Here is a 14821-nt window from a genome sequence, read left to right as displayed (position 1 = left end):
AATGGGGGAAAACCCTCCATGAAAGCATACTATTCTAGGCGCAACTGAGTAGAGGAGTAGCTTTTAATGAAAAAAATGATGATGATTGCAGGTGTTGGTTTAATGTCAACTACTCTATTTGTAGGTTGCCAAAATGCTAGCCCAGAAAGCAAACGTATTGGTTCGGCAGCTATCGGTGGTGGTGCAGGTGGTGCCGTAGGTAAACATATAGGCGGTAATATTGGTGCCGGTTTAGGAGCAGCGCTTGGTGCTGGTGTTGCCGCTAATGCTAAAGGCTCTAGCAGTAAAACAGTACGTAATAGTGCCATTGGTGCAGGTGTTGGGGCAATCTTAGGTGGTGCAGTGATTGGTGGTGACGCTGGTGCTGCTGCAGGTGGAGCACTCGGTGGTAGTGCTGGTGCAGCCTATGAAGAGAAAAAAGGTAAGTACTAAAACTACCTCTAACTATATTAAAAAAGAAGCTCTTATTTCATTAAGAGCTTCTTTTTTATCTACTTTTAAAACATGAAAATTTAACTCATCACTGCGCATAAATTGGCTTTACAAAATATCTATTAATTACGACAGTGCAATAACACAAACTGATCAAATTCCCCATAAAAGAAGACTATGCTTTGATTAAAGCCCAAAGGAGTGAGTACGGTCATGAATAAAAAAATTGGTTTAATATCTACTGTCATATTATCAACAGTTATGTTCACCGGCTGTCAAAATATGAGTCCGTCTGACCAGCGTATTGGTGCAGCAGCAGCAGGTGGTGCATTGGGCGGTGGTTTTGGTAACCATGTTGGTGGTGGTATCGGTGCAGGCTTAGGTGCTGCGGTAGGTGCAGGTGTGGGTTCTAATACTCAAGGTGGCAGTAAACAAACTACAACCAAGAGTGCGATTGGTGCAGGTATTGGTTCGGTCGTTGGTAAAGCTATCATAGGTGGTGATACAGGTGCTGCAATTGGTGGCGCAATCGGCGGCGGTGCTGGTGCTGCGATTGAAGAAAAGAAATAAAAATAAGTGAAATGAAAAATAAGCGCCTTCAGGCGCTTATTTTATTAGTAGAAGGTTTTGCTTTTTTACGTCGGATATAAAGTGTCTTTTGGACTTCAGCAATTCTCACACCTGATTCATCGAAAATATTTAAATGATATGTTCTAAGAACAGGAGCATAGTTTTCGGCAAGTTCACGAATTTGTTCGATTTCTGCTAAATCAACGCGAATGTCAGCATAAACGGTACTTCGGCCAGGTGATAAAAAATTAATTTCAGCTGCTTTATCCCAAACAATATATTTTGATCCGAGATGATGCATAAGAATCAACATATAAAAGGGGTCAACCATTGAATAAAGGCTTCCGCCAAAGTGAGTGCCTACCAGATTTTGATTTTTCCAAGTAAGTGGCATTTTTACCCGAACATGACAGAGCTCTAAATTCATGACTTCAATATGAATTCCAGCTCCACGGTAAGGTGGGTAATGGTTAAATAAGAATTTGGAAATTGAAGGAATGTTCTGAAGTTTTTTTAAAATAGCCATAATAGTCAATTTTTTTTATTGCAACACTGGTCATACTAGATAAGTATCATCTTTTTTATATTGATGGCAATGCTTTATCCGATTAACGACATGATCGATTGAAAAACAAAATAGGAAATGATTATGCAGCCAAAGATTTATGCCGTAACGACAAGTGATCAACAAACCCTGTGTGCCAAGGCTTGGGGTGATGAGAAAAATATTCCATTAGTGTTAGTGCATGGTTATCCAGATAATCAGGAAGTATGGGAATCGGTCATTGAGCATTTAATCAATGATTTTTATATTGTGACTTATGATGTCCGTGGGGCAGGCTTATCATCTATTCCTAAACGGATACGAGATTACCGTTTAGAACGTTTATCTTTAGATTTGCAGGAAGTCGTAGATGAGGTAATCCCAAATCGACAGTTCCATATGGCTGCGCATGATTGGGGTTCAATCCAGTCTTGGGAATCTGCAACAGAACCTAAATTTAAAGGCCGTTTACTCTCTTATACAACAATTTCCGGTCCATGTTTGGATCATGCGGCACTTTTCTTAAGAGAGAAGTTCAAAACATCACCTGCACAGATCCTAAAAATACTCACAAAATCATGGTATATCGGAGCATTCCATTTACCGCTAATTGCTCCAACTGTATGGTCGCTGTTTAGTCCAGAAAAGTGGGGTAAGATCTTAAAAGATTTAGAGCGAAAAGATAATTTGCCATTAAATAGTAATATTTCTTCAGATGGGAAATACGGTATTAACTTATATCGTGCGAATTTTATTCCACGTTTAACTGGCCCTCGTCAGCGTTATGCGCAATGTCCAGTTAAAGCAATTATTTTAAAGTACGACACTTTTGTCAGCCCCGAATATATTACAGAAGCGATGCCAAAATGGGTTGAAAACTTCGAATATGTTGAGCTTGAAGCAAATCATTGGGCGATTTTAAGTCAGGCTGAAAAAGTGGCAGCTCATATTCGCCAATTTATTGACTCGCAGAGCTAATAAGTGACTGTTTAATATGCAAAACTGGTAATTCGGCGATATTTTCGGCTTCATAGAGGTGAATCTGGTAGAATATCGCCTTTTGTTTTGCTCTGAACTTATTCATGAATGCTGTCGTTATTGCGATTGCAGTGATGTTCTTATTATCACTGGCGCGCGTTTCTGTCGTACTGACTTTAGTGGTTTCTGCCATTGTGGGCGGCCTCGTAGCGGGTTTAAGCCTTTCTCAAACTGTTGAAGCCTTTAACGCTGGTCTTGGTGATGGTGCTGAAGTTGCACTTGCCTATGCAGTGTTAGGGGCATTTGCTCTGGCACTTTCAAAATCTGGATTACCTGATTTACTTGCCCATAAACTGATTGGTTTATTGGGAATGGAAGCGGGGAAAAGCCGAGAAACTAAAGTGAAATATTTACTCTTAGGTATTTTACTGATCGCAGCTATTTTCTCTCAAAACCTTATTCCAGTTCATATTGCCTTTATTCCAGTATTGGTTCCGCCTCTATTGCGGGTAATGAACCATTTAAAATTAGACCGCCGCGCCGCAGCCTGTGTACTTACGCTAGGCTTAGTTGGGACATATATTTTCTTACCTGTTGGCTTTGGTGCGATTTTCCTTGAACAGATTTTGATGGGAAATATCAACAAAATTGGTGCTGCTTATGGTTTACATGTAGAACGTGGCATGATGCCTATTGGTATGGCAATTCCAGTTTTGGGAATGGTTCTAGGCACCTTGGTTGCGGTATTTATCAGTTACCGTAAGCCACGAATTTATGCTGACCGTTCGATAAGCCCTGTAACTACAATTGATTTAGATAAACCTCTTCGTGCAACTGTACAAGATGAAACAGCAGATTTAAAAGCAGACGCAGAAGAACTTAAACATGAGGCAGAGCAAGGCCCTGTTATTGCTAAAAAAACAATTTTTATGGCTTTACTGGCTATTGGACTGACTTTAGTTGCGCAGCTTTATTCCGGCTCAATGATCTTGGGTGGTTTAGTGGGCTTTGCAGTGCTTTCTACGGCAGGCATTTTTAAATGGCAAGATGCAGATGATGTCTTTGTACAAGGCATGAGAATGATGGCTCTAGTCGGTTTTATTATGATCTCTGCTGCCGGTTTTGCTTCAGTTATGACTCATACCGGAGATATTAACCAGTTGGTTAAAGGTGTGGTAGAAATCATTGGTGATAACCGTGCGCTTGCTGCATTTTTAATGCTTTGTATTGGCCTATTTGTCACGATTGGTATAGGTTCATCTTTCTCAAGTGTTCCTGTATTAGCTGTTATTTATGTACCTTTATGTGTCCAGTTCGGTTTCTCACCGTTAGCGACAATTGCACTTATCGGGACAGCTGCTGCTTTAGGTGATGCTGGATCTCCGGCTTCTGATTCTACCTTAGGACCAACAGCAGGTTTAGGTGTAGATGGGCAACATGACCATATTTGGGATACTGTGATACCAACATTTATCCACTTTAATATTCCGCTATTAATTTTTGGTTGGATTGCAGCCATGGTTTTATAATTTTTATAAAATATTAAATAAAGACCTCCTTAGTTTTTATCTAGAGATAATGATTAAGGAGGTTTTTTTATGGTATAAACAAAACATGTATTTAGAATAAACTATATTAAAATACTCGGGATTTAAAGTTTATTAAAAAGGTTGGTTATATAAAATAATTCTGATTAATTGGGTTGGAATAAAAACCAATTAAAATAGTCGGTTAATATATAATTTTATTTAAAACAGTTATTTAAAAATAAATATAAAAATAATTTTATAATGGGTGTTGCATCAATTTAAAATAAATGTTTATTATAAATATAAATAAGGTTGGAGATATTAAAGTGTTCAAAAAAGCATTAGTTATTGCATTAATGGGGGTGTCTTCATTTACTTTTGCTGGTAATTGGCAAGTAAAATTTGGGGGCAGCGTTATTGCTCCATCGGAAGATACAACAACTGCTTTAGGTGTGGTAAAGGCGGACCATGAATATGCATTTACTCCATCAGTAGAATACTTTTTTGGTCAATCTCCATTTTCGGCAGAATTATTATTAGCAACGCCGGTTAATCATGATGTTTTATTAGATGGTCAGAAAGTAGCGCGTATTAAACAATTGCCACCAACAATTACCGCGAAATATCATTTTAAAAACTCGACTCGTTTTACACCGTATATTGGTATCGGGGCAACAGCATTTATTCCTTGGGATGAACAAGGCGTAGCTGTAAAAGTAAAAGAAGATTTTGGTGTCGCTGGCCAAGTTGGTTTTAATTTCCAACCTGCTGATGCTAAAAATTGGGGAGTATTTGTAGATGTTCGTTATGCAGATATTAGTCCAGAAGTTACTTTAACAAATGGTGCTAAATTTGACTTAGATATTAACCCGTTTGTTTACACTTTAGGTTATAGCTATAAATTCTAAGCATAATAATAAATAGAAAGAATATAATAATAAACCTAGATTCAGGCACCTCACATAGTTTTTTATGTGAGGTTTTTTATTTCATGGTTCTCACTAAAAAACGCATAAAATAGACAGTTTTATACATATTTTATCGTTCTTTGTTTCTAAACTATTTTTTATACATTTTTAAAGGAATAATATGATGAATAGAAAATTTGCCATGGGGCTAGCACTTTTTAGTGGTTTAGCTTTTACGCATAGTTTGCAAGCCGCTAGTTTCTCTTGCAATGCTGCAAAAACAAAGACTGAACTCAGTATTTGTAAGAACCGATCTTTAAATGATGCCGATGTCAAAATGGCAACGACATATCAAATTGTTTTACATGCACTACCAATGGGTGGACGTGATAATCAAAAAGATACACAGCAGCAATGGCTGAAAAAAAGAAATGCTTGTGCAGCTAATGTGAGTTGTATTTCTAAGGCATATCAACAAAGACAAAAACAACTAGACACTATTTTACAAGATAGGGTCTTAAGCCATGGCCCATTTTAATTAGAGTAAAAATTTTTAATATTCAGGATTGAAAAATTCTAGAAGTACTCCATTCATAAAGCATTCGAAAACAAACAGACTTCAAAATTTAAGGAGTGATTTATGAGTGAACAAGCATCACAAAATTATAGTTTCCAAGCGGAAGTAGCACAGCTTTTACATTTAGTGACGCATTCTCTCTATTCAAACCCTGAAATTTTCTTACGTGAACTTATCTCTAATGCATCAGATGCATGTGATAAATTGCGTTTCGAAGGAATTAATCATCCTGAATATTATGAAAATGACCCTAATTTACATGTACGAATCAGCTTAAATAAAGAAGATAAAACTTTAACGATTTCTGATAACGGTATTGGTTTAAGCCAACAAGAAGCCATTGATAACTTGGGTACAATTGCAAAATCAGGTACTAAAGATTTCATGTCAAAATTGACGGGTGACCAGAAAGCGGATGCTCAGTTAATTGGTCAGTTTGGTGTTGGTTTCTACTCAGGTTTTATTGTTGCCGATAAAATTACGGTTGAATCACGCCGCGCAGGTCTAGATGCTTCTGAAGGGGTGCGTTGGATTAGTGGTGGCACAGGTGAGTTTGAAGTTCAGCAAATTGATAAAGCTTCACGCGGTACTGACATTATTCTTCACTTACGTGATGATGCGCTTGATTATTTAGAGTCTTATAAAGTTAAGCAAATCGTTAATAAATATTCTGACCACATTAGCTTGCCAATTGAAATGCAAAAAGAAGTTTGGCAAGAAGAAGAGGTTGCTGAAGGTGAGGAGCCTAAAGGCGGCCAAATGGTCAAAACAGATGAGTGGGAAGCAATTAACTCGGCAAGTGCACTATGGACACGTAACAAGAGTGAAGTGACTGAAGAGCAATATGTTGAGTTCTATAAAAACTTAACTCACGATTTTGAAGCTCCGCTTGCATGGGCACATAACCGTGTAGAAGGTAGTACGGAATATACCCAGTTACTTTATATTCCAAGTAAAGCACCTCATGACATTTTTACACGTGAAGCAAAAGCAGGAATTAAGCTGTATGTAAAACGCGTATTTATTATGGATGATGCGGACAATTTAATTCCAAACTATTTACGCTTTGTACAAGGTGTCGTGGACAGCGCTGATTTACCGCTTAATGTCAGCCGTGAGTTGTTGCAAGAAAGCCGTGATGTTAAGACAATCCGTGAAGGTAACGCACGCCGTGTACTCACTTTGCTTGATGGCTTAGCTAAATCTGAAGATGAAAAAGACCAAGAAAAATTCAAAACGTTCTACACTGAGTTTGGCTCAGTTCTTAAAGAAGGTTTGGGTGAGGACTTCGGTAACCGCGAACGTATTTTAAAATTATTACGTTATGCAACTTCAACAAATGATGAAGTAACAACTTCTTTTGCGGACTATAAGGCACGCATGAAAGAAGGCCAAAAAGCTATCTATTATGTGACTGCTGAAAGTTTAGCTGCTGCTAAGAACTCTCCACAGTTGGAGTTGTTTAAGAAAAAAGGCATTGAAGTATTATTAATGGCAGAGCGTGTTGACGAGTGGGCAATGAACTTTGTTCACGAGTTTGACAGTACACCATTGAAGAATGTATCTAAAGGTGCAGTTGATTTAGGTGACTTGCAAGATGCTGAAGAGAAAAAGGCACTTGAGCAAGCGGCTGAACAGTTTAAGCCTGTTGTCGAGAAATTAAGTGATTCATTGAAGGCTAAAACCAAAGAAGTCCGTGTAACGACTCGTTTGGTAGATTCTCCGGCATGTTTAGTGACTAGTGAAGGCGAGTTGTCTCCTCAACTTATTCGCATGCTCAAACAAGCAGGGCAAGCCGTACCTGAAATCAAGCCAATTTTAGAAATTAATCCTGAGCATCCTTTAGTGAAAAAGCTTGAAGGTTCAGAACAATTTGATGATTTGGCGAATGTGATTTTTGATCAGGCAGTGATTGCAGAAGGTGGATTACCGGAAGATCCGGCAGCTTATGTGAAGCGTATTAATAGCTTATTGCTAAAATAATTTTGCAATAGAAAAAGCCTCTGAATTATCAGGGGCTTTTTTGTGGATAAAGAAAGAGTTATCCACAATTTGATGGTTTTTGTCTAAAAATTAGCTTCCAGATTCATTTGGACACTGAGCTGATGCTTGGGGTCATCATCAAGATGGTTAAAGAAATTAAGATCATTTTGCATAAAAATCCAATCTCTCCATATCGGTTGACGCCATGAAATATAAGGTCCCCAACTATTTAGGCGGATATCATTATTGGCATATACACCACCGCTATAAATACCGTAAGTCAGACGATTATCTTTTACAAATTCAAATTGTTGGAAAGTCCAATTTCCCCAGTTGTAATCTTCTTTTCCACTCTTATTCACATTAAATGTATTGGAAAATAATGTGTTATCTTGCATTTTCTGCGTTAGGTTCAGCGTCGTTTCAGTGTAATTCCGGCTAGTCGAACCATATCGGAAAATTTGCTCAGTATCTAGACTCATGTTATGTCGTAAATTCCATTTTTTCTTGGCAAGAAATTGTACATAAACATCACTTTCCGAGTTTGAGCCTAGATCAAGATCATTTTCAAACGGCATCCAGGTTGAAATGGTATTCCAACTTGCTGTGAGCGGATTATTTTCTGAAACATGAAGAGTTGAAGCTTTCTTCTTGATCTTGCCAAAGGTTTTATAAGGATGTTTGCGTTGGGCTGCGCGACTCCACAACGTATCATTTCCAAATACAGCCATCAGGTCCTGAATAAGTGCAGTATCTGAACTATGACTTGGTTCTACTTCGCATGGTGAATGTAAAAAAGATACAGACTGACTTTTTGTTTTGAGAGTAACCACAGACGAATACAGGGTTCGCCTTGTAGAGCGTGAGTGTTTCAAAGAAGTAGGAAAAAGCTGTATATGAGGAATTAAAACCAGCATACCTAAGCTATAAATGCAAAGTAAGGCAGTAGATCTGTATTCAAATGAAAAAGAAGAGAATTGATTCATTTTTCTGAAGATCAGGAATCAAAAATTAGCTCGTTATTGTAAGAAGAAAAACTTAAATTTTTATTTAAAAGTATTTTATTATTCATCACCTTGGATGGGGAACCCAAGGTGATCTTTAAGCTTAGAAAAGGGCTTCTAATCGTAAGAATGTGCTCACATAATGGTTGCGATCTTCACGATGGTCATTAAAGTAATTGAGGTCGCCTTGTACAAAGAACCATTCACGTAAAACAGGCTGACGCCATGATACAAATGGTCCCCAACTGTTTAAACGTAAATCGTTGTCATTGTAGTAGCCACCTGTATAAATGCCATAGTTAAAACGGTTATTTGCAAAGAAGCTATGTTCTCGGAAAAGACGGTTTTCCCATGTTAAATCGTCATCTTGATCATCGGCATAAGTTAAGCTGAACTGGTTTGATAAGATTGGCTGATTTGGACGAGCATGAGTGAGTTCAAGATTAGTACGTAAGTAGTTTTCACTATCTATGCCATAACGATAAATTTGTTCTGCATAAAATTTAAAATCATTACGGAGTTGCCAGTCTCTCGATGCTTTTAAACGGACATAAATATCATCGCCAGAACGGATACCTAAGTCAGCGTCTGTTTCAAAAGGTAGCTTTTTCGAGAAATTTGACCAACGTAATGCGATTGAGCTGTTGTCATCTCGAGTTCGTTTACCATCTAACTTTTTATTTGGATCTTGATTTGGGTTTTGATTGATATTGGCTGGGCTATTATTAAATTCGTCATCTAAAGAGTCATCACCAAATACCACACTTAAACGCTTCTCTAGAGTAGGTAATTTAATCTTACCGCGAATTCTGGGCTTGATTTCATAATTATCATATTCATTCCAATAGTTATCGATCATGACCCGAATGGTGGCTGACGCGGGTTTTTGTGGGTCAACTTCACCAAACCAGTTATCAATTTTTCCAGATGTACGATCGGCCCAATTACGGATTTTCTTTTGTTTACGGTCAAACCAAGTCTGATCTTCGGTTTGCTCGGTTGGTGGAACAATTGGTTCGTTGGACTGCTCCGGGAAAATCGTTGGGGTTGCATCAATCCATCTTGGAATTTGGTCTAAAAGATTTTCATCTTTATTTTCTTCAGTTTGTGCTCCAGATGACAAACCGTTTACTTGTTGGGTTGAGGAAGAATTTACTTCTGCATGAGCCATACATACTGAACCAAATCCTAAGGTCAAAAGGGCAAAAAGCTGCCGATATGTAATGATGTGAAATGTTTTCATATCTATCTTTATGTTTTGTTGTTATTGTCACTTTTGTAGATTTTTCTAATAAAATCAAGAGGACGACACAAAACTTAAGTAAATTTAACTTTTCTTACATATTTAAAATTAATTAAAAAGTTTAAGCTATTAGCGATAATTTTTAAGCAAAAAAAATCCCCCAAACTAGGGGGAGTTTTTGATCAAGGAAACTTCAAATTCCGATCATTAAACACATAAAAAACAGAACATTACAGCGCGAATATTCTAAGCCGCAATCATAAACCGATTTTAAACAATTGAATAGTTCTTTTTTTAGAACGCTCTATTGCTAAAATGGTGATAAAACATACGACTCGTTCACACTTTATCGTTAAACCTATTTATTTTGTGGAATATCGCATGTTTCATCATTGCAAACCGCTGCGTCATCTTGCTCGATATTTTCAGCATTTGCCTTGAGCTGTGCTTGTTCTAGTACTTGTAAAAACACTTCACGAGGTTGTGCTCCTGCAAGTGCGATTCTTTGGTCAAATACAAAGAAAGGTACGCCAGTTACATTGAGTTGCTCATGTGCGATTTTTTCATCATGACGAACAAAGTCAGCCAACTCATTTGTATCGAGTACATATTCAACTTCGGCATTATCAAGGCCAATACGAGAAGCAATTTCTTCTACAACTTCGCGTTCGCCAATAGCTAAACCTTCAGTCATATAAGCATGGAAAAAGGCTTCTTTTGCTTTGTTTCCTAAACCTTTACTTTGTGCAAGGTGGATAATACGGTGTGCATTAAAGCTATTGCCTGAGTTGGCTTTTTGCCATTGGAAGTCAATACCTTCAGAAGCAGCCATGGCCGCAATGTTGCGTTCCATTTCTTCCATCTCTTCATAGGTACGGCCATATTTTTTAGCCAAACGCTCAGTATTTGAAGTGTCATGTTTTGCGGGAGCATCAGGATCTAGTTCGAAACTATGCCAGTGAATATCAAGCTCGATACCTGCCTCGGCAGCGACATGTTCAAGGCGTTTTTTGCCGATATAGCAGAAAGGGCATACTACATCAGACCAGACATCAACACGCATGGGAGAATCTCATAAATATAATTTACCCATCATAATAGGGATGATGTACACGGATTTAAAGCATTGAATGGAGAATAGAGTGTTGCGTATTGTGAAATAAATGGCATATAAAGAACTATAAGCTCTATTTTATAACTATAAAGAGCAAAACTATAAGAATGGAAATAGGAGGTGTGTATGCGCCGAATTTTGATTGCAATTGCAAGTCTGGTTGTTATTACGAGTATTGTTTTTTTTACCTATCAACATATAAAACAGCAGCAAGCCAAAGATAGCAGTCAAATGTTTGATGTGGTAATGACTGAAAAAATGAATCAGCTTTATGATCAGGCCCAAGACTGGACTAAACCTGTACAACTTGATATTCACGATAAACGGCTGGCAGGACACTACAAACAAGTCTCAGAGTTTCTTTTGAGTTATTGGGTCCAAAATGTGAACGCACGTAATGAATATTTAAGAGAATTAAAAGCTGCGAAATGGGATACGTTTTTAAATGTTGACCGTTTAGATCATGATAAAAAACAAAAATATGCTGAAACCGAAAAAATGCTAGCCGATGTTCGCAGAGCTTCAGATAAGTATCAATCCGAATATGAAAAAATTCATAAAACCTTCTTGGCAAAAATTCAGGAACTGTCTGTTGATAAAGAGATGAGACAAATCCTCGAAATAAAATTAGGAGCTCAGCAAAAAGCCGAGCAGGACCATGCAATTTTTATGATTGAGCTACAAATTTTAGATAAAGCAGAAGAAATGTTTAAGCTTTTAAAAACTTATCCATGGCAAAAGAAAGATCAGATGATACTTTTCCATGAAAATGCTCAGGTCAAAAAGTTTAATGCACTGTATCAAGATGTTTTAAAACTTAATGCAAAAATTGAAAAAATTAAGAAAAAGAATGTAGCTGCCTTGGAAGGGGAGTTAAAAGAATAGCGACAGGAGGAGCATCACTTTTTAAATATTGGTGCTCTCAGCTTTTCCTTTCGCCAAGAAAGATTGTAATAAACTTTGAGAAGTTTGCAGTTTGTTTAACTGATCGGACACATGCTTAAGTTCTGTTTGTAGTTTTTCTTGAACCACTGAACACAGCGTAAATACCCGTTCATCTAAATCAAAACATGGCAATAAAACATGAATGTCTTTCAGGTTCATACCTGCGTCATTTAATATTTTAATTTTCTTAATATTTTCAATATCTTTTTGCGTATAACTTCGATAATTATTACTCGCTCGATGAGGCTGTATAAGCCCTAAATTTTCATAATACCGCAGCATACGTGGGCTTACTTTTGTGAGCTCGGAAACTTTAGCTAAGTTCATAAAATGGGGTTGACCTTAACAGTGGTGTCATAGTTTAGCATGTTTTTATATTTCAAAATGGTACTTGTTCCATGATTAGAAAACTCATTTTATTGGTGATATTCGGATTAATGTCATTTGTTACAAATGCCAAAACCCTTGAATTACAGGAGAAGAACATGCGTCAAATATTTGTGCTTCACGGTTACTCAGCTTCTATTAACGATCATTGGTTTTTGGACCTAAAACATCAAATAGAAGATGAAAATACAACTGTTACTTTAATACCATTTCCAGATTCTGAGCATCCGGACGTCGATGCTTGGCAGAAAGTATTAGATGAGCAGATTCCTGCAGTTAATGAAAATACTTTTTTTGTTGCCCACAGTTTAGGGGTAATTACCTTACTACACTTTTTACAAAGACATAATTATCAAAATATTGGAGGAATGATTTTAGTATCTGGATTCTCTGGTCCAATTTCAGATTCTTCACCTCTTAGCCCTTATATAACAAAGAGTAAAGTCGATACTAATTATTTCCGTGACATAGAGAAAAAGCTGGTTTATTTGTCTGATAATGATGATTTGGTTCCACCACAACTAACGATTCAATTGGCTAAGGATATTGATGCGCCTTATATTACCGTTCCTAATGGTGGGCACTTTTTAGGTCGGGAAGGTTATACGGAATTTCCGCAATTAGTCGATTCTTTAAAAGAAATGTTAGAGAGTGAATAAAACTTATAAGATAAACCCCACCCTATAAATGGTTATATTTAATTTATAGGGTGATTCTATATATTCAGTTTTCTATGGATAAAAATCCCTGACTATTACATTAAAAATTTTAATTATATTTACCGTTTATCTGAGCATTACTGAATCAAAAATGACTTTATTGTAGCCTATTTATAGAACATTTTATTTAGTCATCATTTTGAGTTCGCGTAGGGTGACTGATTTTGGGAGCAAGTTATGAACTTTCTAAAACAATCAGCCTTCATTGCTGTATTTGCTTTTATGGGTTTACCAACTGTTCAAGCAGAAGAAGTGGCTACTTTACCTACAATTCGCGTTATGGCCGAATCTGAGCTACGTGAAGAAGTAGGCTTTGTCCCATTTCAAGAAGATAAAAAAGTGCGTCAGGCTCTACAACATCGTGAGTATAAAACTCATAACGATATACAGAATGCTTTAGTCCCTGAAGGTATGACGACAGTAGACTATCAACCAGTCATGGCACAGCCAGACTTGTCTCAGCTTTCTCCATTTTTAAGAGAATATATTCTAGCTGTAGCGGGTGGAATCCAATCTTCTGACCCAACCAATGGTCTTTTTGAAATGTTAAAGCCTCTGCAAATTAACCGAAGTAATGTCGATGCTTATCGTGAAGGTACGATGAAAGTAAATTTAGATGATATTTTGAAATTACAGCAGCAAATTCAAGATGGTTTAAAAGGTCGATAAAAAAGTCCCCGCACATAGCGGGGATTTTTTTATCTTGGTGTTAATTAAACACGTTCGATCACTGTTGCGATACCTTGACCAAGGCCGATACACATCGTTGCAAGACCGATTTGAGTATCTTGTTGTTCCATTACATTTAACAACGTAGTGGTGATACGAGCACCTGAACAGCCTAGTGGGTGACCAAGAGCGATTGCACCACCATTTAAGTTCACGATGTCTTGTTTGTCATATAGACCTAAGCCTTTAAGAACAGACAAGCCTTGTGCAGCAAATGCTTCATTTAACTCAACAGTCTGGATATCAGCAATTGATAAGCCAGCACGTTTAAGCGCTTTTTGAGTTGCTGGAACTGGACCATAACCCATGATTGCTGCATCACAACCAGCAACCGCCATAGAGCGGATCACGGCACGTGGTTTTAAACCTAATGCTTGTGCACGTTCAGCAGACATAAGCAACATTGCAGAAGCGCCATCAGAAAGAGCAGAAGATGTTGCTGCTGTTACTGAACCACCTTTAGGGTCAAATACAGGTTTTAATGCTTTGAACGCTTCAAGGTTTGCATCTGGACGAATCACTTCATCGATGTCGCAAAGGATTTTAAAGCCATTTGCATCGTGGCCTTCAACACCAATGATTTCATTTTTGAAACGGCCTTCTTGAGTTGCAGCCCAAGCACGACGGTGAGATTCAACACCGAACGCATCTTGTTCTTCACGGGTAATGCCGTTCATGCGACCTAACATTTCAGCAGTTAAGCCCATCATGTTAGATGCTTTAGCGTAGTGTTTAGATGCTTCAGGGTTAAGGTCGATGCCGTGCATCATGCCTACGTGACCCATGTGCTCTACACCACCAATAATGAAGATATCACCTTGGTTTGTTGCAATTTGTGCAGCCGCAGTGTGGATCGCTTGCATAGAAGAACCACAAAGACGGTTAACTGTTTGACCAGCCACAGTTTTAGGCAAGCCAGCCAATAAACCGATGTTACGGCCAATGTTCATACCTTGTTCTAGGGTCTGGTTTACACAGCCCCAAATCAGGTCTTCAACTTCATTTACATCAAACTGGTTACGGGCAACGAGCGCACGCACAAGTTCAGCAGATAAACTGTCGGCACGTACATTACGGAACATACCGTTTTTAGATTTGCCCATGGCAGAACGAACGCCATCAACAATCACAACGTCACGTGGATTTAAAGTAGCCATTC

Annotated in this window: 16 protein-coding genes; 10 read left to right on the top strand and 6 right to left on the bottom strand. The window is 37.8% G+C overall.

What is annotated here, in order from left to right; all coding sequences use genetic code 11:
* Window positions 1-66: 66 nt before the first annotated feature.
* Window positions 67-432, top strand: coding sequence for a hypothetical protein (locus G9371_RS06420; RefSeq protein WP_000738603.1), 366 nt, complete (start codon window positions 67-69; stop codon window positions 430-432).
* Window positions 433-645: 213 nt separating this feature from the next.
* On the top strand, window positions 646-1002 hold the full coding sequence (locus G9371_RS06415; RefSeq protein ID WP_029423726.1) for a YMGG-like glycine zipper-containing protein: 357 nt from the start codon (window positions 646-648) through the stop codon (window positions 1000-1002).
* A gap of 28 nt (window positions 1003-1030) precedes the next feature.
* Here G9371_RS06415 and G9371_RS06410 read toward each other — a convergent pair whose 3' ends face one another.
* Window positions 1031-1528 carry a DUF4442 domain-containing protein gene (locus G9371_RS06410; RefSeq protein ID WP_000996189.1) on the bottom strand — a complete coding sequence of 166 codons (498 nt, stop codon included), beginning with the start codon at window positions 1526-1528 and terminating at the stop codon, window positions 1031-1033.
* 117 nt (window positions 1529-1645) lie between these two features.
* Here G9371_RS06410 and G9371_RS06405 point away from each other — a divergent pair, with 117 nt between their 5' ends.
* The 5 genes from G9371_RS06405 to htpG all read left to right on the top strand — a co-directional run bounded on the left by G9371_RS06405 (window position 1646) and on the right by htpG (window position 7521).
* Complete coding sequence (locus tag G9371_RS06405) at window positions 1646-2524, top strand: alpha/beta fold hydrolase (RefSeq protein ID WP_164979097.1); 879 nt, start codon at window positions 1646-1648, stop codon at window positions 2522-2524.
* A gap of 104 nt (window positions 2525-2628) precedes the next feature.
* Entirely contained in the window at window positions 2629-4053 is a 1425-nt protein-coding gene (locus G9371_RS06400) for a Na+/H+ antiporter family protein (protein ID WP_029423725.1), read from the top strand.
* A 326-nt stretch (window positions 4054-4379) separates the two neighbouring features.
* A complete protein-coding gene (locus tag G9371_RS06395; RefSeq protein WP_000472945.1) occupies window positions 4380-4961 on the top strand; it encodes an OmpW/AlkL family protein in 582 nt (193 codons plus the stop codon).
* A 184-nt stretch (window positions 4962-5145) separates the two neighbouring features.
* Window positions 5146-5499 (top strand): lysozyme inhibitor LprI family protein, encoded by a 354-nt coding sequence (locus G9371_RS06390; protein ID WP_001080202.1) that lies wholly within the window; start codon window positions 5146-5148, stop codon window positions 5497-5499.
* Window positions 5500-5601: 102 nt separating this feature from the next.
* The gene (htpG, locus tag G9371_RS06385) at window positions 5602-7521 is read left to right on the top strand and encodes a molecular chaperone HtpG (RefSeq protein ID WP_001294944.1); all 1920 of its coding nucleotides are present in this window, start codon (window positions 5602-5604) and stop codon (window positions 7519-7521) included.
* 83 nt (window positions 7522-7604) lie between these two features.
* On the opposite strand, the gene G9371_RS06380 is transcribed toward htpG, so the two are convergent.
* The 3 genes from G9371_RS06380 to G9371_RS06370 form a co-directional block, all read right to left on the bottom strand.
* Window positions 7605-8507: a hypothetical protein gene (locus G9371_RS06380; protein ID WP_029423724.1), complete on the bottom strand. Its 903-nt coding sequence runs from the start codon at window positions 8505-8507 to the stop codon at window positions 7605-7607.
* A 121-nt stretch (window positions 8508-8628) separates the two neighbouring features.
* Window positions 8629-9768, bottom strand: a complete 1140-nt coding sequence (locus tag G9371_RS06375) for a hypothetical protein (protein ID WP_000846679.1) — start codon at window positions 9766-9768, stop codon at window positions 8629-8631.
* A 358-nt stretch (window positions 9769-10126) separates the two neighbouring features.
* Window positions 10127-10831: a DsbA family oxidoreductase gene (locus G9371_RS06370; RefSeq protein ID WP_029423723.1), complete on the bottom strand. Its 705-nt coding sequence runs from the start codon at window positions 10829-10831 to the stop codon at window positions 10127-10129.
* 177 nt (window positions 10832-11008) lie between these two features.
* Here G9371_RS06370 and G9371_RS06365 point away from each other — a divergent pair, with 177 nt between their 5' ends.
* Window positions 11009-11767 (top strand): hypothetical protein, encoded by a 759-nt coding sequence (locus G9371_RS06365; protein WP_029423722.1) that lies wholly within the window; start codon window positions 11009-11011, stop codon window positions 11765-11767.
* 21 nt (window positions 11768-11788) lie between these two features.
* Here G9371_RS06365 and G9371_RS06360 read toward each other — a convergent pair whose 3' ends face one another.
* Window positions 11789-12154: a MerR family transcriptional regulator gene (locus G9371_RS06360; RefSeq protein WP_001046658.1), complete on the bottom strand. Its 366-nt coding sequence runs from the start codon at window positions 12152-12154 to the stop codon at window positions 11789-11791.
* Window positions 12155-12225: 71 nt separating this feature from the next.
* Between G9371_RS06360 and G9371_RS06355 the strand changes: the two genes are divergently transcribed.
* The gene (locus G9371_RS06355; protein WP_077932445.1) at window positions 12226-12873 is read left to right on the top strand and encodes an RBBP9/YdeN family alpha/beta hydrolase; all 648 of its coding nucleotides are present in this window, start codon (window positions 12226-12228) and stop codon (window positions 12871-12873) included.
* Between the two features lie 237 nt (window positions 12874-13110).
* A complete protein-coding gene (locus G9371_RS06350; RefSeq protein WP_001010132.1) occupies window positions 13111-13602 on the top strand; it encodes a hypothetical protein in 492 nt (163 codons plus the stop codon).
* Between the two features lie 44 nt (window positions 13603-13646).
* Here G9371_RS06350 and fadA read toward each other — a convergent pair whose 3' ends face one another.
* Window positions 13647-14819, bottom strand: a complete 1173-nt coding sequence (gene fadA / locus G9371_RS06345) for an acetyl-CoA C-acyltransferase FadA (RefSeq protein WP_000212712.1) — start codon at window positions 14817-14819, stop codon at window positions 13647-13649.
* Between the last annotated feature and the right edge of the window lie 2 nt (window positions 14820-14821).

The sequence above is a fragment of the Acinetobacter sp. EKM10A genome, from assembly GCF_011075215.1.
Classification (GTDB): domain Bacteria; phylum Pseudomonadota; class Gammaproteobacteria; order Pseudomonadales; family Moraxellaceae; genus Acinetobacter; species Acinetobacter baumannii.
Note: the sequence above shows the minus strand (reverse complement) of the source record. Positions and strands in the feature narration are given on the sequence as shown.

Bases quoted from the DNA above. Each gene is read 5' to 3' on its own strand.
- G9371_RS06390 (WP_001080202.1), top strand. From the start codon at position 5,146: ATGAATAGAAAATTTGCCATGGGGCTAGCACTTTTTAGTGGTTTAGCT.
- fadA (WP_000212712.1), bottom strand. From the start codon at position 14,819: ATGGCTACTTTAAATCCACGTGACGTTGTGATTGTTGATGGCGTTCGT.
- G9371_RS06380 (WP_029423724.1), bottom strand. From the start codon at position 8,507: ATGAATCAATTCTCTTCTTTTTCATTTGAATACAGATCTACTGCCTTA.
- G9371_RS06415 (WP_029423726.1), top strand. From the start codon at position 646: ATGAATAAAAAAATTGGTTTAATATCTACTGTCATATTATCAACAGTT.
- G9371_RS06405 (WP_164979097.1), top strand. From the start codon at position 1,646: ATGATTATGCAGCCAAAGATTTATGCCGTAACGACAAGTGATCAACAA.
- G9371_RS06400 (WP_029423725.1), top strand. From the start codon at position 2,629: ATGAATGCTGTCGTTATTGCGATTGCAGTGATGTTCTTATTATCACTG.
- G9371_RS06350 (WP_001010132.1), top strand. From the start codon at position 13,111: ATGAACTTTCTAAAACAATCAGCCTTCATTGCTGTATTTGCTTTTATG.
- G9371_RS06410 (WP_000996189.1), bottom strand. From the start codon at position 1,528: ATGGCTATTTTAAAAAAACTTCAGAACATTCCTTCAATTTCCAAATTC.
- G9371_RS06365 (WP_029423722.1), top strand. From the start codon at position 11,009: ATGCGCCGAATTTTGATTGCAATTGCAAGTCTGGTTGTTATTACGAGT.
- G9371_RS06370 (WP_029423723.1), bottom strand. From the start codon at position 10,831: ATGCGTGTTGATGTCTGGTCTGATGTAGTATGCCCTTTCTGCTATATC.
- G9371_RS06420 (WP_000738603.1), top strand. From the start codon at position 67: ATGAAAAAAATGATGATGATTGCAGGTGTTGGTTTAATGTCAACTACT.
- G9371_RS06360 (WP_001046658.1), bottom strand. From the start codon at position 12,154: ATGAACTTAGCTAAAGTTTCCGAGCTCACAAAAGTAAGCCCACGTATG.
- G9371_RS06375 (WP_000846679.1), bottom strand. From the start codon at position 9,768: ATGAAAACATTTCACATCATTACATATCGGCAGCTTTTTGCCCTTTTG.
- htpG (WP_001294944.1), top strand. From the start codon at position 5,602: ATGAGTGAACAAGCATCACAAAATTATAGTTTCCAAGCGGAAGTAGCA.
- G9371_RS06355 (WP_077932445.1), top strand. From the start codon at position 12,226: ATGATTAGAAAACTCATTTTATTGGTGATATTCGGATTAATGTCATTT.